Raw genomic sequence first — 21,430 nt, forward strand, 5'->3', positions numbered from 1 at the left:
ATGCGCTGGAAGCCGAACATCGAGTAGTACACATAGAACGGCACCATGATGCGGTTGTTGGTGCTGTAGCTGGTGGCGGCTGCAATCCAGCTGCTCATGCCACCGGCTTCATTGATACCTTCCTGCAGGATCTGACCCTTGGTGTCTTCCTTGTAGTACATCACCTGGTCTTTATCGACCGGCGTGTACTTCTGGCCTTCGGGGTTGTAAATACCAATTTGGCGGAACAAGCCCTCCATGCCAAAGGTACGCGCCTCGTCGACCAATATCGGCACCACCCGCGGGCCCAGCGCCTGATCGCGCAGCAAGGTCGTCAAAAAGCGCACATAGGCCTGCGTGGTCGAGATTTCGCGGCCTTCGGCCGTGGGCTCGATCACCGACTTGAAGGTCTCCAGCGAAGGCACGGTAAAGTGCTCGTCGGCCTTGGTACGGCGGTGCGGCAGATAGCCGCCCAAGGCCTCACGTCGCTCGTGCAGGTAGCGCATCTCAGGCGTGTCATCGGCCGGCTTGTAGAACGGGATGTCAGCTATCTGGCTGTCCGGCACCGGGATGTTGAAACGGTCGCGAAAGATCTTGATGTCTTCATCGGTCAGCTTCTTGGTTTGGTGCACATTGTTCTTGCCTTCACCGCTCTTGCCCATGCCAAAACCCTTGACGGTCTTGATCAGCAGCACAGTGGGCTGGCCTTCGTGTTTGACGGCAGCGGCATACGCGGCGTAGACCTTCTTCGGATCGTGGCCGCCCCGGCGCAAGGCCCAGATCTCGTCGTCACTCATGTGCGCCACCATCTCCAGTGTGCGCGGGTCACGGCCAAAGAAATGCTTGCGCACATAAGCGCCATCGTTCGCCTTGAACGCCTGGTAGTCGCCGTCCAGCGTGTCCATCATCAGCTTCTTCAAGGCACCATCCTTGTCGCGCGCCAACAGGGGGTCCCAGTCGCTGCCCCACAGCAGCTTGATGACGTTCCAGCCCGCGCCGCGGAACTCGCCCTCCAGCTCCTGCACGATCTTGCCATTGCCGCGCACCGGTCCGTCCAGGCGCTGCAGGTTGCAGTTGATGACAAAAATCAGGTTGTCCAGCTTCTCACGTGCAGCCAGGCCGATGGCGCCCAGGGATTCGACCTCGTCCATCTCGCCGTCACCGCAGAACACCCAGACCTTGCGGTTGGCGGTGTCGGCAATGCCACGGGCGTGCAGGTACTTCAAAAAGCGCGCCTGGTAGATCGCCATCAATGGGCCCAAGCCCATCGACACTGTGGGGAACTGCCAGAACTCGGGCATCAGCTTGGGATGCGGATAGCTGGACAGGCCCTTGCCGTCCACTTCCTGGCGGAAATTAAGCAGCTGCTCTTCGGTCAAACGACCTTCCAGATAGGCGCGGGCGTACACACCGGGGGACACGTGACCCTGGATGTACAGGCAATCACCACCATGCTTCTCACTCTCGGCATGCCAGAAGTGATTGAAACCGGCACCAAACATATGCGCCAGCGAGGCAAAGGAACCAATGTGGCCGCCCAGGTCGCCACCGTCGACGGGATGGTGGCGGTTGGCTTTGACCACCATGGCCATCGCGTTCCATCGCATGTAGGCGCGCAGGCGCTCCTCGATCTCGATGTTGCCGGGGCAATGCGCTTCCTGGTCGGGTTCGATGGTGTTGACATAGCCGGTGTTGGCAGAGAACGGCATGTCGATGCTGCTTTGGCGCGCATGCTCCAGCAACTGTTCCAGCAGGAAATGGGCTCGCTCCGGGCCTTCGCTCTGAATCACTGCGGACAAGGCGTCCATCCATTCGCGGGTTTCCTGACTGTCCGCGTCATGCGCGGCCGAGCCGAATAGATTTTCGGGAACTGCTGACATGCTGATCTCCTTGGTTTTGGCTAATTTAGTGCAGTGCGCCTATTTTTACATAATTATTTTCAAATTCCAAATAGTGCTATTTGATTTCATAATGCGATACATGAATAGCAAGGCATTACCCGTTGCGACAGCCTCACGGCGATGCGTCCCCTACACTTCACACCATGCCTGTGACGCGTTCAATTTCATTCCCCAATCCGATGCATCTCCCACCAGTGACACGTTTGCGAGGCTGGTGGCGGCGGCTCACGCCAAGCCGCCAGGATCGCTTCGCTGTCCTGGCGCCGCTGGCAGCCGTTTTTCTTTTTTTGGCAGCCATCGTTGCGGTCTTCGGCTATTTGCGCCTCGAAGAAATTGACAGGGAACAGGAAGCCGTCAAACGCGATGTCGAATACACCCAGCAGCGCCTGCGTCTGCGCTTGCTGGAACGGCAGGAACAACTGATGCGTGTTGCCCGCGAAATATCCAACCGCGAGCTTGATCCTGACGACTTCCTGGCCCGGGCAGAAGGCATGATCAACCAATACCCTGAGCTTCAGGGTCTCACCTGGATTGATGACCGGCGCCGTATCAAAGCGCACTTCAGCACCGCCAGCCTGTCGCCCAATCAGCTCCGAAGCGTCGGGACCACGCTCAAGGCCGGGGATACCGAGAACACCTACAACCTGACCAGGGAACTGCAGCAACCCATTTACGCGCAACGCGCCGCGGCACCCGACACCCAGGCCGTGCTGCAATTGCATATTCCTTTGAGCGAACGCGTGCGATTTTCCGGTGTTCTGCTGGCCGAGTACTCCGTCGATGGACTGTTTCGCTATGGCGTGCCCGCCGAGGTTTCGGCGCGGTATGCGGTCTCTTTCCACGATGCCAACGGTGGCCTGCTTGCCGGCATCAGCATCCCGCCACGCAACCCCGCCACCAGCCTGCTGCCGTGGGCCAGCCCCGCCAACATCTACGAAGTACCTGTATCCCCGGTTGGCAACGGCCTGGTGATCCGGGCCCAAGCCTACCGAACCTCCCTGGGTGTGATCGGCAGTGGCCTGTTCTGGCTGGTGATCACACTCAGTGTCATGACGGCCTGGATGCTGATCGCCAATTGGCGCCATACCCGCCGGCGCATGCAGGCGCAGCAAGCGCTGGTGTCGGAAACAAGCTTTCGTCGCGCCATGGAAAACTCCATGCTGACCGGCATGCGGGCGCTTGACCTGCAGGGCCGCATCACCTACGTCAACGCCGCTTTTTGCCAGATGACAGGCTGGAACGAGTCCGACCTGGTAGGGCGAACTGCGCCCTTCCCCTATTGGCCCGACGCAGACCGCGCGGCGCTGAAGTCCGGTCTGGAAGATGAACTGGCGGGCAAGACCACGGCCGGTGGCATACAGGTTCGGGTCAAGCGCCGCGATGGCACACTCTTCGACGCCCGTTTGTATGTATCGCCGCTGATCGACGCCCGAGGCACCCAAACCGGCTGGATGACCTCGATGACCGACATCACCGAGCCCAACCGGATCCGTGAACAACTGTCTGCATCCCATGAACGCTTCACCACCGTGCTGGAAGCGCTGGACGCCTCCATATCAGTGGCGCCACTGGGTAGCGACGAGTTGCTGTTTGCCAACAAGCTTTACCGGCTGTGGTTCGGCACCCTGGCGGGCGGCCACCTGCAACTGGGGGCTCAGGCCGGCGTGCCCACCACCACGCCGAGTGATGAATCCCTGGATGACGTCGACGCATTCGCCGGCATGCCCACCACGATGTTGCCCGAGCGGGAAGCAGAAAGTGCGGAAGTCTATCTCGACGAATTGGGCAAATGGCTGGAAGTACGCACGCGGTACCTGAGCTGGGTCGATGGCCGCCTGGCGCAAATGGTCATCGCCACCGACATCACGGCCCGCCGGCTGGCCGAAGAGCAATCTGCAGCCCAGACCGAGCGCGCCCAGACCGCCAGCCGCTTGATCACCATGGGCGAGATGGCATCCAGCGTGGCGCATGAATTGAACCAGCCGCTCACGGCCATCAACAACTACTGCAACGGCATGGTGTCGCGCATCAAGGCCCAACAAATCAGCGAAGAAGACTTGCTGGGCGCGCTGGAAAAAACGGCCAAACAGGCGCAGCGGGCGGGACAGATCATCCAGCGCATCCGCTCCTTTGTGAAGCGCAGCGAGCCCAATCGCTCCCTGTCCGAAATCGCCGGCATGGTGGACGAAGCGGTGGAACTGGTGGACATCGAATTGCGTCGCCGCAATGTGCGACTCACACACTATGTGGCGCCACGCATGCCGTCCCTGCTGGTAGACCCGATCCTGATCGAGCAGGTGCTGGTCAACCTGCTCAGAAATGCCGCCGAATCGGTTGATGCAGCCCAACGCCCCACGCCGCAACGCAGTGTCAAATTGCGGGTAGCACCTGCCCAGGTGGACGGCAAGCCGGTGATTGAATTCACTGTCATGGACTCTGGCAAGGGTCTTGCCCCTGAAGTGCTGGCCAGACTGTATGAAGCGTTCTACTCCACCAAGGCCGATGGCATGGGCATCGGCCTGAGCCTTTGCCGCTCGATCGTGGAATCGCATCTGGGTCGAATGAAAGCCGAGAACCTCTACAATGGCGCCGAGGTCACAGGGTGCTGTTTCTCCTTCTGGATTCCGATTGCGGAGTCCCAGCCGCCGAAGGCGCAGCTTCGACACAAACAACCAAGGACGCCAGGTTAAATCCCGGTTAAAGCATGAGTTTGATTCCGAAAAAAGGCACCGTTTATGTGGTGGACGACGATGAAGCGGTCCGCGATTCGCTTCAGTGGCTGCTGGAGGGCAAAGATTACCGCGTACGCTGTTTTGAGTCAGCGGAGTCATTCTTGAGCCGCTACGACTCGCGCGAGGTAGCTTGTCTGATCGTGGACATCCGCATGGGCGGCATGACTGGCCTTGAGCTGCAAAACCGGCTGATTGAAAGCCGCTCCCCCCTGCCCATCGTCTTCATCACCGGCCACGGTGATGTGCCCATGGCCGTAGACACCATGAAAAAAGGGGCCATGGATTTCATCCAGAAGCCCTTCAAGGAAGATCAGTTGGTGCCGCTGGTTGAGCGCATGCTGGACCACGCCAAAGGCTCCTTTGCCGAACACCAGAGTGCCGCCAGCCGTGGCGCACTGATGGCGCGCCTGACCCTGCGCGAATCACAGGTGCTGGAACGCATCGTGGCTGGACGTCTGAACAAGCAGATCGCCGACGACCTGGGAATCAGCATCAAGACGGTGGAGGCGCACCGCGCCAACATCATGGAAAAACTGAACGCCAACACGGTGGCCGATCTCCTGAAAATTGCTTTGGGACAAGTCGCCGGAAAAGTTTGAAGCTATTTAATTCATAGCTACCAGCGCCCGCCCAAAAAGGACCAGCGGGCGTTTTCATTTATGGAGTTGCTTTTATGACAAATCAGAAATTCGGCCAAATCATTGATGGCCTCGCCCTTTCGGCACGGCTGCGTTCCGAAGTGGCCGCACGGGCCCTGGCCCTCAAGGCACGCGGCACCACACCTGGACTCGCCGTAATTCTGGTGGGCGACGATCCGGCCAGCGCCGTCTATGTGCGCAACAAGGTCAAGGCCTGCGCAGATACCGGCGTGCATTCGGTTTTCGAGAAATACGAAGCGACCCTGACCGAAGACGTACTGCTGGCCCGCATCGCCGCCCTCAACATCGACCCGACCATCCACGGCATTCTGGTGCAGATGCCCTTGCCCAGGCACATCAATCCGCACAAGGTCATAGAAGCCATCTCCGCCACCAAGGATGTGGATGGCTACGCCACCCTGAGCGCGGGAGAGCTGATGACCGGCCAGGACGGCTTTCGGCCCTGCACGCCTTATGGCTGCATGAAGCTGATTGAGAGCACCGGTTTCGACTTGCGCGGCAAGCACGCGGTGGTCATCGGTCGCAGCAACACCGTGGGCAAGCCCATGGCGCTGTTGCTGTTGCAGGCGAATGCCACCGTCACGGTCTGCCACAGCGCCACTGTTGACATGGGTCACTTCACCCGGCAGGCCGACGTTATCGTGGCTGCAGTCGGCAAGCGCAACGTACTCACCGCAGACATGGTCAAACCCGGTGCGATTGTGATTGACGTCGGCATGAACCGAAACGACGACGGCAAGCTGTGTGGTGACGTCGATTTCGCTGGCGTCAAGGAAGTGGCCTCGCACATCACCCCGGTGCCCGGCGGCGTAGGCCCCATGACCATCACCATGTTGCTGGTCAACACCCTTGAAGCTGCAGAACGCGCCGCCAAATAAGGTCTCATGAACAATCCCCTGCTCTCCTTCGACGATCTGCCACTGTTTGACCAGATCAAACCCGAACATGTGGCGCCAGCCATTGATCAACTGCTGACTGACGCCAACACGGCACTGGAAACAGTCACGGCGCAGGCGTATCCCGCGCAATGGAGCGAGATTGCCCGTGTGCTGGATGTTTCCACCGAGAAGCTGGGGCGCGCGTGGGGCGCGGTGAGCCATCTCAACAGCGTGGCCGACACACCCGAACTGCGGGCCGCCTACAACGAAGCACTGCCCAAAATCACCGAGTTCTTCACGCGTCTGGGCGCCGACGAACGCCTCTACGCCAAATACAAGGCCATTGATCCCTCCACGCTCAACCCGGAGCAGCGCCAGGCCCACAAGAATGCCATTCGCAACTTCGTGCTGGGTGGTGCCGAATTGGTCGGTGCGGATCGGGATCGATTTGCCGCCATTCAGGAACGCCAGGCCGAACTGAGCCAGAAGTTCAGCGAAAACGCGCTGGATGCGACCGATGCCTTTGCCTACTATGCCAAGACCGATGAGCTTGAAGGCGTGCCTGAGGACGTGAAGCAGGCCGCACTTGCCGCGGCCAAGGCGGACGACAAAGAAGGCTTCAAGCTCACGCTCAAAATGCCCTGTTATCTGCCAGTGATGCAGTTCGCCAATAGCAGCGCGCTTCGCGAGCGCCTCTACCGGGCCTACGTCACCCGGGCATCAGACCAGGCAGATGAGTCAACCCGCAAATTCGACAACTCTCCGCTGATTGCAGAAATGCTGGCATTGCGGCTGGAAGAGGCCCGACTGCTGGGTTACCAAAACTTTGGCGAACTCTCGGTCGTTCCCAAAATGGCTGATTCGCCACAGGAGGTCATCACCTTCCTGCGCGATCTCTCCGCCAAAGCGCGCCCCTTTGCCGAAAAAGACCTGGCCGACCTGCGCGAGTTTGCAGCGCAGCAGCTGAACCTGACCCATCCGCAAGCCTGGGATTGGCCTTTCGTCAGCGAAAAACTGAAGGAAGCGCGCTACGCCTTCAGCGAACAGGAAGTCAAACAATATTTCACCGTGCCCAAGGTGCTTGCAGGCTTGTTCAAAATAGTGGAGACGCTGTTTGACGTCAACATCCGCAAGGACACCGCTCCCGTCTGGCATCCAGGCGTCGAGTTCTACCGCATTGAGCGCGCAGGCCAGCTGGTGGGACAGTTCTACCTCGACCCATCGGCACGCAAAGGCAAGCGCGGCGGCGCCTGGATGGACGATGTGCGCACCCGCTGGCTGCGCCCCGACAAGCACCAGCTTCAAACGCCGGTGGCCCACTTGGTGTGCAACTTTGCCGACGGCGTGGACGGCAAGCCCGCCCTTTTGACGCATGACGATGTCACGACACTGTTCCACGAATTCGGGCATGGCTTGCATCACCTGCTGTCTCAGGTCAATGAGCGCGATGTCTCTGGCATTAGCGGCGTCGAGTGGGACGCGGTAGAACTGCCCAGCCAGTTCATGGAGAATTTCTGCTGGGAATGGGACGTCCTGCGCCACATGACATCTCACGTCGAAACGGGCGCACCGCTGCCGCGTGAATTGTTTGACAAGATGCTGGCCGCCAAGAACTTCCAGAGTGGCATGCAGACCCTGCGCCAGATCGAGTTCTCACTGTTTGACATGCTGCTGCACACCGCCCACGACCCTGCGCAGGATCTGATGCCGCTGCTGGCGCAGGTTCGCCAGGAAGTGGCGGTACTCCAGCCACCGGAGTGGAGCCGCACGGCGCACACCTTCAGTCACATATTTGCCGGAGGTTACGCCGCCGGTTATTACAGCTACAAATGGGCCGAAGTGCTGAGCGCCGATGCCTATGCCGCTTTTGAAGAAACCGTGGGTAAAGACGGGTTGCCAAATGTCGAAACAGGTAGAAAATACAGGCAGGCCATCCTGGAAGCCGGCGGAAGTCGGCCCGCCATTGAATCATTCAAGGCATTCCGGGGCCGTGCGCCCAATTTGGACGCCTTGTTGCGGCATCAAGGCATGACAGGCCAAAAGTGAAGGTACACACCATGAACAAGGTCATTTTGAAATTCATCCCCGCTTTCGGAGCCATGGGAGCGGCGGTTTTTTCGGCCTCATTGCTGCTGTCATTTTCCGCTCAGGCCCAGACCATCTACAAAGTGGTTGGAGCCGACGGCAAAATCAGCTTTTCCGACAAACCACCTGCCGCATCGGCCAACGCGACAGCGCTCGGCGCCGGTGGCAAGGCTATTGGCGGCGGTGGCACGCTTCCCTTCGAACTGCGCCAGGCGGCCGGCAAGTACCCGGTAACGCTTTACAGCGCTAACAACTGCGGCCCCTGTGGCTCAGGCCGCGCGCTGCTCACCAGCCGCGGTGTTCCCTTCACCGAAAAAACCGTCACAACCGCTGAAGACAGCGAAGCCCTGCAGCGCATCAGCGGGGACAATTCCCTGCCCTTTTTGACCATCGGCAGCCAGCAGATTCGGGGCTTTGCGGATTCTGAATGGACGCAGTACCTGGACGCTGCCGGTTACCCGAAATCCTCGGTTCTGCCGCCCAGCTACCGAAACCCGGCAGCCGCGCCGCTGGTTGAACTGCAAAAAGCAGAACCGGTCGCCAAAACAGATGACGCCAAAGCACCGCGTGCACCGGCGCCGGTCAGCCAGCCGCCGGCGGAAAACTCGTCCAATCCAGCCGGCATCAAGTTCTAAACCGTCGGGTCAAAACGTCAGGGTTTTAACGCCGCTGGCGGTGCCCAGCAGGCAGACCTGAGCCTTCTGAAAGGCAAACACACCCACGGTCACCACACCGGGCCACTGACTCACCTGCGATTCAAAAGCCAGCGGGTCGCTGATCTGCAAACCGGTCACATCAACCAGAATCTGACCATTGTCAGTTACCAGGGGTTGCCCGTCTTTCAGACGAATCCGTGCTTGCCCCCCCATGGCTGCAAACTGCCGGATCACCTGCTGAGCCGCCATGGGAATGACTTCCACTGGCAGGGGATACTTGCCCAGCATCGGAACCAGCTTGGATTCATCGGCAATGCAGACAAACTTTCGCGACAGCGCTGCGACAATCTTTTCACGCGTCAGCGCCGCACCGCCGCCTTTTACCATGTTGCCCTGGCCGTCAATCTCGTCGGCGCCGTCAATGTAGACCGACAACTCGGCCACATCGTTCGAATCAAATACCGGAATGCCCAGGGCTTTCAGACGCTCGGTACTGGCAACAGAGCTTGAGACAGCGCCCTTGATCTGGTCCTTCATGCTGGCCAGCGCGTCGATGAACTTGTTCACCGTGGAGCCGGTGCCGACACCCACGATCTCGCCGGGCACCACATAGTGGAGCGCGGCCTGCCCGACCAGGGTTTTGAGGTCATCTTGCGAAAGCGTCGCACTGGATTGGGGATTTGAGTTGGACATCTGGGAAAATCGGGTGAGTTGTGAAAATTTTGTACAAAACTTTGCGCGGTAACGCTGCTGGATTTCATTTAAGTGCGGGTGAGACCATGAAAAACTGACTGAATGAATGACTTTTCAATAATATTCATTGGGCACAGAAGGTATTCCACGGAGCACTTCTTAAAAATGTAAGTAAGTTAGTCAGTAAGCAGATGAAATCAAAGCGCTTACAGACATATTGACTTAAATTTAACTCTACAAAACGGTTCAGTTGTACAAGACGACAGTGTTTGTCACGTCTTCCAATTCGGATACATTGAAGTGTAATGGCTCGTGGTCGAGGCAGAGTGGACACCCGCACCGGCTCGACAAAACGCGGAGACACTCAATATGGAGAGCCACTTCATAAACTCCCATCAGCTGACCACGCTACCGTCCCTGATTCGCATGATTGACTGACGGCTTGTACGGTACACCCTCGCTAGAGCAGCAACAGAATCGCCAGTGTCTAACCTCTTCAATACCTCCCCAGCTTGAGCTTTTGTCAGACTTGAAGGCCTGCCTAGGGTCTTGCCCTGTGATACCGCACGCGATAGTCCAGCTTGAGTGCGCTCAATTAGTAAATCTCGTTCAAATTCAGCGACGGCGGCGATGACCCCCATAGTCAGCTTCCCAGCCGGACTGGTAAGGTCAGTACCTCCGAGCGAGAGGCAGTGCACCCGTACGCCCATGCCTTCAAGGGCTTCCACCGTTGCGCGCACGTCCATAGCATTTCTGCCAAGCCTATCCAGCTTTGTGACCACCAACACATCCCCCGACTCAAGTTTGTTGATGAGTTGGCCAAACCCTTTGCGTTCCCTAGCTGCTACCGACCCCGATATAGTTTCAACGATGGTGCGCTGCGAGGTGATACTGAACCCGGCTCCCGCGATCTCCTGGATTTGGTTGTCGGTTGTCTGATCGGACGTTGAGACCCGGCAGTATGCGAAGACACGAGACACTACAAGACTCCAAGAAAGTGTACGAATTGGATGTCCGTATTATCCGCTATGTACGAAAGTTTGTTAAGCTATTTTTCGTACATCCCTGTTGCGCGGGTCCGTTTTCGGACGATTTAGTACAGGGTTGGATGCCCGCAAAAGGCCCATAGCGGACATCCGTCGGTCTCGAAAGCAGTCATTAACCCGGTGCATTCTCAAGTCAAGTTCACGCTCTTCCGGTCGGCCATGAATGACTTCTTACTGGAAACCCAATGGCAGCTTTTTTTCTGGATGCGTTTAAAGGAATGGGTCGGCGTACTTACGAAGTTGTGTTTCGGACGCTTTCGGGTTTGACTGAAGGTCAGCAATAAGTTTTAGGGTTTCCTTTTTCACGGCATTCCTATTCTTCTTTAGAACAGCGTCATTCGGATCAAGCCCCATTTCATTTACCCATTCCAAAAACGTCCTTTCATCCCACGTCAGAACGTCTTGCAAAGCTTCAATTACTTGTGAAGTATTCAGTACAGCATGGTCGTTCATAACGGGTGCGGTGACACCTATAACATAGGGCATGAACACAGCGCTGTATCGTTCCTGAATGCATTTCAAGCGATACATGCTTTTGTAAAAAGTTCGCAAAGCAAGTTTGGGATTTTCCGCTTTGTTGATCCAATATGACGCCAACATCAAAGAGCCCGGCTCCGCTGTGTCCTCACCTCCCAGCAGTTCAATAGCAGCTTCCAGACCCACAGCCGAGTCCTTACTGAGGAGTCGCGATGTAAGGTAGTCCTTTGGAGTCAAATTTTTCAGCCCGATTGGACACTTAAGCGCTTCTCCTCCTTGCAGCTCTGAGCCATTTATTTGCGGTTGAGGCGCTCCGAACGTGAGCCCCTTGCCAATATCCACTTTGTCCAGTCTTGCTGCATTTTCAAGAAAAACAAAGCCGATGTTTGCGCGACGGCCTGATAGAGGAAGCACGGAGAAGTTAATTGACTGAACTTGTGTGCGGGGTTGACCGGGCTCCGCTGTTTCAAAGACGCTCTGATGCAAACTCATTGGACTAACTCGTGTTTCTGTCCACAAGCTGTATATCTGCACTCTCTGTGCTGCGATTTCCAGCTTCCCCTTACCTGAAGCGTCGACTAGTCGGCGCCGGAACCGCAACTCACCCCCCACGAGATTCTCTTTTTCATATTTTGCGGTAACGATTACATCGACGCCACGACCAATATCGAAAATACAACTCGCTGCTTCGCCAGCGCTGGTATTTAAAGACTCCTGTGCCAGACACGGTAGGACGCCTACGAACTGGATGAATAGGCTTAAACCGAGAGTGCACGAGAATGATTTAATTGACATTGTGAATGACCGCAAAATAGAAAGGTTGTAGGCCTGATTCTGCACTGCTCTTCAGGACTGAAAACCCCAAATTTGAAGATGTTGCGCAATGTCGGCTCCCGCCGCTCAGGAGCCGGACGGTCAGGACAAACCATTTGCGGACTCGAACGGCTGCTTTTTGATCTTTGGCTGCAATCGAATGACCGCTTTGTTAAATCCTCAGCACGCGCAGTAACCCCAATTTTCGGCCATGAACGACAGATATCGGGAGTTCTGCCTTGATAACGGTCACTTGGATATTCCTTCCGTTTTGACCAGACTTGAACTCCCTCATCGTCAAAGGAGTTCATCATGGAAAATGATCACGATTGCACACACAAGTCCCCTTGGAACAAGGGGAAAATTGTCGGTCAAAAGGCACCGCTGAAGCTCAAAGATATTTGGGCGATCCGGGTTCGACTCCAACTCAATCACAGGACAAGAGAGCTTGCTCTGTTTGATTTGGGACTCGACAGCAAGCTCCGGGCGTGCGATTTGGTAAACCTGCGGGTCAAAGACATTTGCCACGGTGATCGCGTCTCCACCCGCGCCATCGTCATGCAAAAAAAGACGTCAATGCCAGTTCAGTTTGAAATCACGTCGCCTACGCGCGATGCGGTTGATGCCTGGATCAAGGTATCCGCACTGACATCAGAGGACTACCTCTTTCCCAGTCGTATTCATAAATCGCAGCATCTGGGCACCAGGCAGTACGCCCGCATTGTTGACGGTTGGGTCAAGGAAATCGGCCTGGATCCCTCCCTCTATGGAACGCATTCCATGCGGCGGACCAAGGCCACTTTGATCTACCGCAGATCCAAAAACCTGCGTGCAGTGCAGCTGCTGCTTGGTCACACCAAAATCGAAAGCACCGTGAGGTATCTTGGCATCGAAGTAGAAGATGCCCTGGAGATCGCCGAGCAGACCGAGATTTGACTGAAGGTTGCGGGCTAAGTTGATGCCTAATATTTGACCGCTACACAGCGGTCATTCGCGACCGGCAGCAGCAGGCCCGGACTTGCCGCGGCAGTCGACCCAAAACTGAAGTACAGACTCTCGAACTCATCGCCACAAAGCGGTCATCCGATTGAAGGGATGTGCCAACTAGGCAGGTGACTGGATTGCGGCGCTTGCTTTCCTTCACCAATGCCCGCAATACGAAAGTCAAATTGCGACTATTCGATTGCCGATCAGGCATCATTGGCGGCGGACGATCCTCAACGAGGCTTCCAGATCAAGTTCATGGTGGCCCGTTGAGGTATGTCACGGCCTGACCGTGCGCGGGGCGTCATCGGCCAGCACGCGATTGCGGCCCTCGGCCTTGGCCCGGTAGAGCGCCGCATCGGCGCGCGCGAGCACGCTGCGTGGATCGGCCTGCGTGCCAGCCGATTCGGCCACCCCGATGCTGACCGACAGCGGCACCGTCACCCCGGCAAGCACCAATGGCCTCGCGGCGATTCCCTCGCGCAGCCGCTCGGCCACCGGAAGCGCCTGTGCCAAATGCAGGCCCGGCAGCAGAAACAGGAACTCCTCGCCGCCGTAGCGCCCGAGAAGGTCGACGTTGCGTAGCTCGCCATGCAGCAACGCCGCGACATGCTTGAGCGCGTGGTCGCCCATAGCGTGCCCGTGCCGGTCGTTGATGACCTTGAAATGGTCGAGATCGAGCATCATCAGCGTGAACACCTGGTCGCTACGCTGGCTGCGCTGCATCTGTGCATCGAGCGCCTCTTCGATTGCACGTCGGTTGAGGAGCCCTGTAAGGCCGTCACGCCGCGCAAGCCGACGCAGTCCCGTGACCAGCCGTGCCACGACCAGCGCGAGCAGAGTCGCATGCAGGCAGAGGACGAGCACAAGAAAACTCAAGGCCGCGCCGACGTTGAGCGAACTGTTGGTCGTCATCTCTGCCAGCACCGACTCGGGCGACAGCGCGGCGCGCAGCGCCCGGCTCAGGTACGCAGCGCCTCCGAGCAGCACCGGCAGCGCCAGCAGCACCGGCCAGCGCAGCCGCAACTCGTCGCGCCCATGCGCGCGCAGGTCGACTGCGGTGCCGAAGTAGAGCCACGCAAGTACGCCGAAGTTGACCATCGGCTGCAGTTGACGGTACGTCGACGGCCCGGTGAGTCGGTCCGTCACCACCACCAGCAGCAGCAGCGCCAGCGGCATTTGCCACCTCGGCGGCTTGCCGATGTAGATTCGGATGCCGCGCTGCAGCATGATTACGCCAAGCACTCCGCAGAAGACTCCCAACAGCGGTGGCGACTGCAGCTGCAGCTGCAGCTGCATCGACAGCACGACCCAGGTGGTGGCGCTCAATCCCGACCACGCAGCCCAGTGCGCCGCGGCGCGGCGAGCATCGGGCACCGCCCAGGCCGCGAGCGCCCAGACCAGGCTCGCAACGGCCTGGATCACAGCCAACATCAGGAACGACACCTCGGTGGCCGACAGCGACAACAGCATTACAGATGGGAATCAAACCGCATGGGAAGAATTATGGCAGGCCCTGGGCCTGTCTGAGCAGCGCCAAGGTCTGGACATTGAACCGCTGTTACGGGTGATTGGCGGCGCTCTCCAAAGGCAACGCGCCGGCGACATGGCTGTCAAATTGAGCGTCAGATCACGAGACAGCTGTAGACCCGGGTTGCAGCGCACGGCTGACATTTGCGACAGTCAGCTTACGGGTAGTCCTATGTATGACCGGTCAGGAGTCGTTCGTATACTTCGCGTACGCCGCGATTGCGGGTGCTCACGACAGTCGGCTTTAGGGCAGTCCATTACGATCCCAGATAGAAGCACTTCGTGAGCTTCGGCATCGTGCCGAGGCTGTGTAAAAACGGACGAGCGCCGCTGATGGTGACGCTCGGCGGCAGAAACGGACATGAATCTCCAACTCAGCATCGCTGAACTCATCCAGTGGTCATACATGCGAATGTGACTGATTTGCCTGGAATTTATGCAAGCAACCCATAAAAAGCGAGTGGGCAATGCCCCGCTGTGCTCAACCCTGCATCGCCTCAATCGCGCCAGCTATACCGAAGATGCTGATGAATCGCTTTAGGTTATATGCAAGTATGTGCAGGCTCATTTCGGTACTCACCCGCTCAATCCGGCGGGTCTGGAAGTGCGTGGAGCCCATCCAGTGCTTCAACGTTCCGAAGACATGCTCAATCGTTCGCCTTCGAATGGACATGGCTTCAGGGTTGTGGTCGAGTCGATGCTGTACATCCTCTAAAACGCTCTCATGTTCCCAACGCGAGATGCGGCGGTAATCGCTCGGTGTGCATTTTGTTTTGATGGCGCACTGAGTGCACGCGCTGCTCCAGTAGCGTCGTATCTGTAAACCTGACTCTTCTCTAGTGAATCTGTATATCGCACGTTGCCCGGCAGGGCAGCGGTATTCGTCGTCTTTGGCGATGTACACAAAGTCAGCTTTATCAAAGCGACCTTCAGCCTTGGCGTTTGAGGTATTGGGCTTGGGGACTATCACGTCTATACCGACCTGATGGCATTTGTGAATCTCTTCCCCTTTGAAATAGCCACGGTCCGCGATAACAGTGAGTTCTTCTTTACCCATGCAACTGCGGGCCTTGAGAGCCATGTTTGCAAGTTGCGCGCGGTCGCTGCCTATGTTGGTGACTTCATGGGCAACGATCAGGTGGTTCTTGGTGTCCACAGCAGCTTGCATGTTGTATCCCACCACACCAGTGCCTTTCCCTGTGGTGGCCATGGAGCGTGAGTCGGGGTCTGTCATGGATATCTGCTGGTCAGGTTCATTGGGCAGTTGTACCTCTTGCAGCCTGAGTTCCTTCAACCGGCTGCGCATGCTGGCGATCTTCTGCTGCAAGCGGGGAATCCTGGCAGCGGCGACATCGGGCTCTTGGCGGTCTGCGGTATCCAGCGCGGTGAGGTACTTTGCGATGTTGGCCTCCACCAGCTCCAGGCGCGCCCGCAGCTTCCCCTTGGTGAGATTCTTATCCTGACTATTGACCGCCTTGAACTTGCTGCCATCAATGGCCACGACCGCCTGCGAGAACAGATTCAGCTGGCGGCACAGGACAATGAACTGGCTGCAAACATTGCGAATAGCCTTGCCGTTGTCTTTGCGGAAGTTGGCAATGGTCTTGAAGTCCGGTGTAAGGCGACCAGCAAGCCACATCAGCTCCATGTTGCGTTGCGCTTCACGTTCCAGGCGTCTGCTGGATTGGACCCGGTTGAGATAGCCGTAGATATAGATCTTGAGCAGCAGCGAGGGGTGGTAAGCAGGTCGCCCTGTAGCCTGGGGCAGAACACTCTCAAATCCTAGGCTTGCTAAATCGAGTTCACCCACGAAGGCGTCAATGACTCGAACCGGATTGTCCTCATCAACGAAATCGTCCAGACATTCCGGCAGCAAAATACTTTGCGCCCGATCCTGACCTTCGATGAATCGCTTCATAACGCAATCCCCTGCAGTACGAATGGCTCAGTCTAAAACAATTCAGCGTTTTTACACAGCCTCTGCCCAAAGGAGTCAGCCACAATTCAATGAACAGTGCCCAGTTATCGGGCTGTGTTCACACTGCCAGTCGTTCTAGATCAACGGGATGTCATGTCGACATTCGGCCAAAATTTTCGTCAGGTCAGGCGCTAATGCAGAAGTCCCTGCTACTGACAGGCTAGAACGTAGCGCATTGGCAACGATCACGGACCGTGACTGTGATCCGCAGTCGCAATGACAAACCGGAAAAAATCAGCACTTTTGAAATTTCTGTTTCCCGTGAGCTCTATCCATTAAGATTGCTTCAACTGGATCGTACTAGACGGCTAGCACATCGCATGAGAACTTGCGACAAGCCGCGAACTGATTAATTTGAGACTATAAAGCCAATGGCCATTCAAAAAAGCATCGTTCGTCGGTATCTGATTTTGTCGGTACTCGCGTCCACGTTGCCTGTGATGTCCATTGGGCTGCTATACGACCGATTCACCAGCAACGCGCTCGAACAGTTGCTTGGCGAAAAAATATCGACGCATCTCACGGCAACAGCCAACCGGCTCGGTGCCTATGTCGAGGCCCGTCGCTACCAGGTTGAAACGCTGGCCAATTATCCGGGAATCGCGGGATTTGCAGTTGCCGGCAAGGGCAATGAGACCAATGAAGTGGCCGCATTGCTGCAACTTGAATCCGACCTTCCAGACCTTTACGGCATCCTCTTCTTCGATACCGACAGTCGTTTGCAGCGTGCGGTGCCTGGTCAGGCCGCGTCTGGTCCGCCCTACTGGGCGGACCGCCCATTCGACATCGCACAACTGCCAATAACGAGACTCGGCGAGACCGAAATTGTTGGCCCAAAACCCGCCGCCGACGGCGATTCCGGGTGGCTGCTGGTGCGTCATCCGCTATACGAAAAACAGGCCAATCAGATCACTGGCTACATCGCACTGCATATGCGTCTTGGCTCGCTCACGGAACAACTTGGCGGGACGGCGATGGTAGGTACCTTGCAACCTCTATTGCGCACGCCCGGTGGCGACATCAATTACGTCGGCCACTCGGCGAAGGTGTTGGGCAAGGTCCTTTCCGGCCCTGAGATTCTGCCCGGCTGGCGGCCGCTGCTCGAGGTCGAGTCCGGGGGCTTGCTAAAGGCTTTTGCGATTGAGAGGATGGCTTTGCTATTGGCTGTGCTGGTCAGCGCAGCGCTGATTGTGTTTCTGTTTTTTCGCCTGTCCAAACTTTTGCGCAGGCGTATTGGCCTGCTTCTGAGCGGAGCCCAAGCGATTTCATCAGGACAACTCGATCACCGGGTACCCGAGTTCGGAAACGATGAAATTGCAACCGTTTCGCATGCGTTTAACGCCATGTCGGGCAAGCTCGCCGAGTATCTTGAGCGTGCAGTTCGGGTTGAGAAACTCGCTGTGCTCGGGGAATTTGCGACCGGTATCGCGCATGAGATCCGCAACCCGCTGGCGGCGATCAAGACCAGTGTTCAGGCGCTCGCTCGGCGTGAGCAGGATCCCAAGCGTATCCAGTTGCTGACTGCAGTGGAGGGTGAGATCGATCGACTGGCGCGGGTGGTCAGCGACCTGCTGGATTTTGGTCGACCGCGTCCACCACTTCCTGGTGCGGTACCGGTGCGTGATTTGTTCCGTCGGATATCTGAAATCATTGAGCCTGAGCTATTGGGGCGAGGCTTGCATTTCAGCTGTCAGGGCAATCCTGACCTGGTGTTGTGGGTCGATTCGGACCATCTGCAGCAGATCATTCTCAATTTGGCCCTGAACGCCGTCCAGGCGACTCCGAACGGTGGTGCTGTGGTGTTGCGCGCCTATGAAACTGCCGGGAAAGGGGCAATCGAGGTCAGCGACACCGGCTGTGGCATTCCGGCCGAACTCATTGAGCGCGTCGGAGACCCCTTCTTCACCACCAAGACCAAGGGCGTCGGCCTTGGCCTTAGTATTTCGCGTCAGTTGTGTGAATTCAACGGCGGCACAATGACACTTGACAGCACACCCGGACACGGTACCGTTGTGAGTCTCCTATTCCCCCTTGACCAGCCCATCCATCATGCCGACTATTCTGATCATTGACGACGAGGCCAGCCTCATCAGTTCACTCACCTTCGCCCTTGAGGAAGAGGGCTATAAGGTTCACGGCGCGCAAACCGGGCAGTCCGGGCTACAGGCAGTTGCCGATCTGCAGCCGGATCTGGTGCTGCTCGACTTGCGCCTTCCGGACAAGACCGGACTTGAGGTTCTGGAGGCAATGCCCCGCGAGGGCGACTCACCGCAGGTGATCATGATCTCTGCACACGGCGACACGCGGGCGGCGGTGAAGGCCGTAAAAATGGGTGCGGCCGATTACTTGACCAAACCTTTTGATCTTGACGACCTGTTGCATACCATCAGCGTCACGCTGGAGCGCGGTCGCATGGTCAACGAGATTGAATTTCATCGACGCACCGCGCTTCGCCGTGGCGGGCTGGTTGGGGAGAGTGACGCCATATGCGATCTGGCGGCACTCATCGCACGCGTGGCTGCCAGCAGCGCAGCCCGTATTCTGATACTCGGGGAGTCCGGTACTGGCAAGGCACTGGTGGCCAAGGCGATACACGTTGGCAGTGCCCGGCAAGCGGGGCCATTTATCGAAATTAATTGTGCGTCGCTCCCGGAACAGTTGATTGAGGCGGAACTTTTTGGTGCCGAAAAAGGCGCGTACACCGGCGCCCACCAGCGTCGGGTTGGCTTGGTTGCCCTCGCTGACAAAGGGACGCTTTTTCTCGATGAAATCGGAGAGATGCCGCTCACCCTACAGGCGAAATTGCTGCATTTTTTGGAAAATGGTTTGTACCGTGCCATTGGTTCGACACGCTCTATGCACGGCGACGTTCGTGTGGTGGCGGCAACCAATCGGGACTTGGCCGCAGAAGTTGCCGCCGGGCGATTTCGCGAAGACCTGTACTACCGCATCAATGTCATTTGCCTGAAAATTCCAGCATTGCGCAGCCGCGGCAACGATGTTGTGCATCTGGCCAAACACTTCGCAGGCCTGTACGCCCAGGAGGAAGGTGTACTCCCGATTAGCCTCAGCGCACCAGTGCTGGATCGGCTGGCAGCCTACCGCTGGCCGGGCAACGTGCGTGAACTGAAAAACCTGATTGAACGCCTGACCATCCTGTTTCCTGGACGCAACATCGGATTTGCGGAACTGCCGCCGGAAATGGGTGAATCGGGTCAAACCATACCGGGCATCACAAGTGCCGCAACGGATGCTGCGCCGGTTCAGCCGCCAGGACAAGCGTCTATCAGCGACACATTGGCGGTAGCTGAGCGCGAACTACTCATTTGCGCGCTGCGCGAATGTGCTGGCCACAAGGGTCAGGCGGCAGATCGCCTGGGCATTTCCCGGCACGCCTTCAAGCGGCGTCTGCAGCGACTCGCTATCGAGTAATTGATTTACCACGACAAACCGCAGCAGCCGGAGAATAAATGTTCACACTGTTTGGCATCGTCATATGTCTATTTAGCAGGCTGCGTTCAATCCGGCATGGCGGGTTGGTGCTTGCTAGCGCGCTGCTGGCCTGGCCGTTCACCAGCCAGGCCCGTATTGAGTTTGGTGCTTCAGTGCAAACTGCCGATGCCACAGTGGGCTGTCTGTTTCCGCTTGCCGGGAGGGCCGCCATATATGGCCGCGACAGCATTGCAGGCATGAAGCTGGCTCTTGCCGACCTGGCGGCGGGGGTGCCGCCAGGCACTGCACCCAAGCTCCGTATCCTGGTGGAGGATGATCGCTCGAAGGCATCCGTCGCGACCCGTATTGCCGAGGATTTCATTTCCCGCGATAAGGCCCGCTTTCTTTGCGGCGTCGTCAGTTCCGGCGTCGCGCAAGCTGTCAGCAGGGTATCGCGCGAACGAAAAGTCATCATGATCGGCACTGACCACGCATCTTCCCGATTGAGCATCGAGGATTTCCATCGCCACTATTTCCGGGTCTCAAACGACACCTACACCTCAATGGCGGCAGGCGCTCGATACCTGGCTGATCTGCAAAAAAAGAACAAGTGGCGGCGCTTGGCCTTTATCGGACCTGATTACGACTATGGTCATATCTCGTGGCGAGACCTGGAAGATGCACTGACCGGTGCTGGGGTTGGTTACGACATGGTTGGTCATTTTTGGCCACGCCTGTATGAGCCCGATTACACGGTATACATTGCCTCGTTACTGGCGGTGAAACCGGACGTTGTGGTCACTGCGCTGTGGGGCGGCGATTTCATCGCTTTTCTCAAGCAGGCGGTGGCTGCTGGCTTGCTGGAAAAAACCAGACTGGCCAACTTTGACACCGGTGGCAATTACGATGTGTTGGTCTCCCTGGAAGATCAGTTTCCGACCGGACTGATCCTCTCGGCGCGACACCACAACAACTGGCCCGAGACGCAGCGCAACCGCAAGTTCGTGAACGATTTCTATCGTCTTGAAGGTCGGTTTCCCACTTATGCCGCCGAAGGTGCCTATGCAGGCATCATCGCTATCGGCCGTGCCATGCGCCTGGCCGGGCGCAAGGCTGGCAATGAACAACTGATCCGCGCGTTGGAGGGCTTGCACATGACACTGCCCGAGGACCCGGACGGTCATGTCTCCCACATTGATGCGCAAACCCATCAGATTGCGCAGGCTCAGGCGATTGGTGAAGTGGTGCCCAACAGCGACTTCCCACCGGCCAAGTTCATGCTTGGGCGGTGGACGGTCTATCGCGCTGAGGACTTGCAGTTGCCCCTGGATCTCATTCGCTCTCGCCGAGTCCGTGCCCGTGCCCATGGTGAGAGCAACTATTCCAGCCCCGGCACAAAACCCGATCTCTGGCAGGCATCCGGTAAAGCCAGGTAAAGGGTTGACGTCTTGGACTTGTTGTTGGCATTTGGATTGAGCGTATTGCGCTCAACCCAGGGTGGTGTTGCACATCTTTGAGCGGTTTTCGCTCACGCAGCGGCTCTTTGCGAGTCTGATATCGGTGCTCGGTGACAAGCCAAATACTGGT

General features: G+C 57.5%; 15 protein-coding genes. 9 read left to right on the forward strand and 6 right to left on the reverse strand.

Features of this window, described 5'->3' with window-relative positions; translation table 11 throughout:
• Positions 1-1,859, reverse strand: a 1,859-nt coding sequence (gene aceE, locus IV109_RS16400; RefSeq protein WP_296699133.1) for a pyruvate dehydrogenase (acetyl-transferring), homodimeric type, incomplete at its 3' end; no start/stop codon positions are given.
• Between the two features lie 200 nt (positions 1,860-2,059).
• Here aceE and IV109_RS16405 point away from each other — a divergent pair.
• The 5 genes from IV109_RS16405 (at position 2,060) to IV109_RS16425 (ending at position 8,869) form a co-directional block, all read left to right on the forward strand.
• Complete coding sequence (locus tag IV109_RS16405) at positions 2,060-4,570, forward strand: PAS domain-containing sensor histidine kinase (protein ID WP_296699560.1); 2,511 nt, start codon at positions 2,060-2,062, stop codon at positions 4,568-4,570.
• 14 nt (positions 4,571-4,584) lie between these two features.
• On the forward strand, positions 4,585-5,211 hold the full coding sequence (locus tag IV109_RS16410; RefSeq protein ID WP_296699135.1) for a response regulator: 627 nt from the start codon (positions 4,585-4,587) through the stop codon (positions 5,209-5,211).
• Between the two features lie 74 nt (positions 5,212-5,285).
• A complete protein-coding gene (gene folD, locus IV109_RS16415; RefSeq protein WP_296699137.1) occupies positions 5,286-6,149 on the forward strand; it encodes a bifunctional methylenetetrahydrofolate dehydrogenase/methenyltetrahydrofolate cyclohydrolase FolD in 864 nt (287 codons plus the stop codon).
• Positions 6,150-6,155: 6 nt separating this feature from the next.
• Positions 6,156-8,195, forward strand: coding sequence for a M3 family metallopeptidase (locus IV109_RS16420; protein WP_296699139.1), 2,040 nt, complete (start codon positions 6,156-6,158; stop codon positions 8,193-8,195).
• 11 nt (positions 8,196-8,206) lie between these two features.
• Positions 8,207-8,869 carry a DUF4124 domain-containing protein gene (locus tag IV109_RS16425; RefSeq protein WP_296699141.1) on the forward strand — a complete coding sequence of 221 codons (663 nt, stop codon included), beginning with the start codon at positions 8,207-8,209 and terminating at the stop codon, positions 8,867-8,869.
• Positions 8,870-8,878: 9 nt separating this feature from the next.
• Here the strand turns inward: IV109_RS16425 and rpiA are convergent, their stop codons facing one another.
• The 3 genes from rpiA to IV109_RS16440 form a co-directional block, all read right to left on the reverse strand.
• Positions 8,879-9,583, reverse strand: coding sequence for a ribose-5-phosphate isomerase RpiA (gene rpiA, locus IV109_RS16430; RefSeq protein ID WP_296699143.1), 705 nt, complete (start codon positions 9,581-9,583; stop codon positions 8,879-8,881).
• Between the two features lie 395 nt (positions 9,584-9,978).
• Positions 9,979-10,563: a recombinase family protein gene (locus IV109_RS16435; RefSeq protein WP_296699145.1), complete on the reverse strand. Its 585-nt coding sequence runs from the start codon at positions 10,561-10,563 to the stop codon at positions 9,979-9,981.
• 276 nt (positions 10,564-10,839) lie between these two features.
• On the reverse strand, positions 10,840-11,901 hold the full coding sequence (locus tag IV109_RS16440; RefSeq protein WP_296699147.1) for a hypothetical protein: 1,062 nt from the start codon (positions 11,899-11,901) through the stop codon (positions 10,840-10,842).
• Positions 11,902-12,231: 330 nt separating this feature from the next.
• On the opposite strand from IV109_RS16440, the gene IV109_RS16445 reads away from it, so the two are divergent.
• Positions 12,232-12,855, forward strand: coding sequence for a tyrosine-type recombinase/integrase (locus IV109_RS16445; protein WP_296699150.1), 624 nt, complete (start codon positions 12,232-12,234; stop codon positions 12,853-12,855).
• Between the two features lie 327 nt (positions 12,856-13,182).
• On the opposite strand, the gene IV109_RS16450 is transcribed toward IV109_RS16445, so the two are convergent.
• Together IV109_RS16450 and IV109_RS16455 are read right to left on the reverse strand one after the other, a co-directional pair.
• Positions 13,183-14,376: a GGDEF domain-containing protein gene (locus IV109_RS16450; RefSeq protein ID WP_296699153.1), complete on the reverse strand. Its 1,194-nt coding sequence runs from the start codon at positions 14,374-14,376 to the stop codon at positions 13,183-13,185.
• A 538-nt stretch (positions 14,377-14,914) separates the two neighbouring features.
• Positions 14,915-16,351 carry an IS1182 family transposase gene (locus tag IV109_RS16455; RefSeq protein ID WP_296699155.1) on the reverse strand — a complete coding sequence of 479 codons (1,437 nt, stop codon included), beginning with the start codon at positions 16,349-16,351 and terminating at the stop codon, positions 14,915-14,917.
• A 431-nt stretch (positions 16,352-16,782) separates the two neighbouring features.
• Between IV109_RS16455 and IV109_RS16460 the strand changes: the two genes are divergently transcribed.
• Genes IV109_RS16460 through IV109_RS16470 form a run of 3 tightly spaced genes read left to right on the forward strand, consistent with a single transcriptional unit; the run spans position 16,783 to position 21,279 of the window.
• Positions 16,783-18,483: a PAS domain-containing sensor histidine kinase gene (locus tag IV109_RS16460; protein WP_296699156.1), complete on the forward strand. Its 1,701-nt coding sequence runs from the start codon at positions 16,783-16,785 to the stop codon at positions 18,481-18,483.
• Entirely contained in the window at positions 18,461-19,843 is a 1,383-nt protein-coding gene (locus tag IV109_RS16465; protein ID WP_296699159.1) for a sigma-54 dependent transcriptional regulator, read from the forward strand. Before IV109_RS16460 ends, IV109_RS16465 begins: the two co-directional genes overlap by 23 nt.
• Positions 19,844-19,881: 38 nt before the next feature.
• Complete coding sequence (locus tag IV109_RS16470; RefSeq protein ID WP_296699161.1) at positions 19,882-21,279, forward strand: ABC transporter substrate-binding protein; 1,398 nt, start codon at positions 19,882-19,884, stop codon at positions 21,277-21,279.
• The last annotated feature ends 151 nt before the right edge of the window (positions 21,280-21,430 follow it).

The sequence above is a fragment of the Rhodoferax sp. genome, from assembly GCF_018780565.1.
In the GTDB taxonomy this organism is placed as follows: Bacteria; Pseudomonadota; Gammaproteobacteria; order Burkholderiales; family Burkholderiaceae_C; genus Rhodoferax.

Excerpts from the sequence above, each read along its gene's own strand:
- IV109_RS16425 (WP_296699141.1), top strand. The coding sequence starts at position 8,207 with ATGAACAAGGTCATTTTGAAATTCATCCCCGCTTTCGGAGCCATGGGA.
- rpiA (WP_296699143.1), bottom strand. The coding sequence starts at position 9,583 with ATGTCCAACTCAAATCCCCAATCCAGTGCGACGCTTTCGCAAGATGAC.
- IV109_RS16455 (WP_296699155.1), bottom strand. The coding sequence starts at position 16,351 with ATGAAGCGATTCATCGAAGGTCAGGATCGGGCGCAAAGTATTTTGCTG.
- IV109_RS16465 (WP_296699159.1), top strand. The coding sequence starts at position 18,461 with ATGCCGACTATTCTGATCATTGACGACGAGGCCAGCCTCATCAGTTCA.
- IV109_RS16440 (WP_296699147.1), bottom strand. The coding sequence starts at position 11,901 with ATGTCAATTAAATCATTCTCGTGCACTCTCGGTTTAAGCCTATTCATC.
- IV109_RS16420 (WP_296699139.1), top strand. The coding sequence starts at position 6,156 with ATGAACAATCCCCTGCTCTCCTTCGACGATCTGCCACTGTTTGACCAG.
- IV109_RS16460 (WP_296699156.1), top strand. The coding sequence starts at position 16,783 with ATGGCCATTCAAAAAAGCATCGTTCGTCGGTATCTGATTTTGTCGGTA.
- IV109_RS16445 (WP_296699150.1), top strand. The coding sequence starts at position 12,232 with ATGGAAAATGATCACGATTGCACACACAAGTCCCCTTGGAACAAGGGG.
- folD (WP_296699137.1), top strand. The coding sequence starts at position 5,286 with ATGACAAATCAGAAATTCGGCCAAATCATTGATGGCCTCGCCCTTTCG.
- IV109_RS16450 (WP_296699153.1), bottom strand. The coding sequence starts at position 14,376 with ATGCTGTTGTCGCTGTCGGCCACCGAGGTGTCGTTCCTGATGTTGGCT.
- IV109_RS16410 (WP_296699135.1), top strand. The coding sequence starts at position 4,585 with ATGAGTTTGATTCCGAAAAAAGGCACCGTTTATGTGGTGGACGACGAT.
- IV109_RS16405 (WP_296699560.1), top strand. The coding sequence starts at position 2,060 with ATGCATCTCCCACCAGTGACACGTTTGCGAGGCTGGTGGCGGCGGCTC.
- IV109_RS16470 (WP_296699161.1), top strand. The coding sequence starts at position 19,882 with ATGTTCACACTGTTTGGCATCGTCATATGTCTATTTAGCAGGCTGCGT.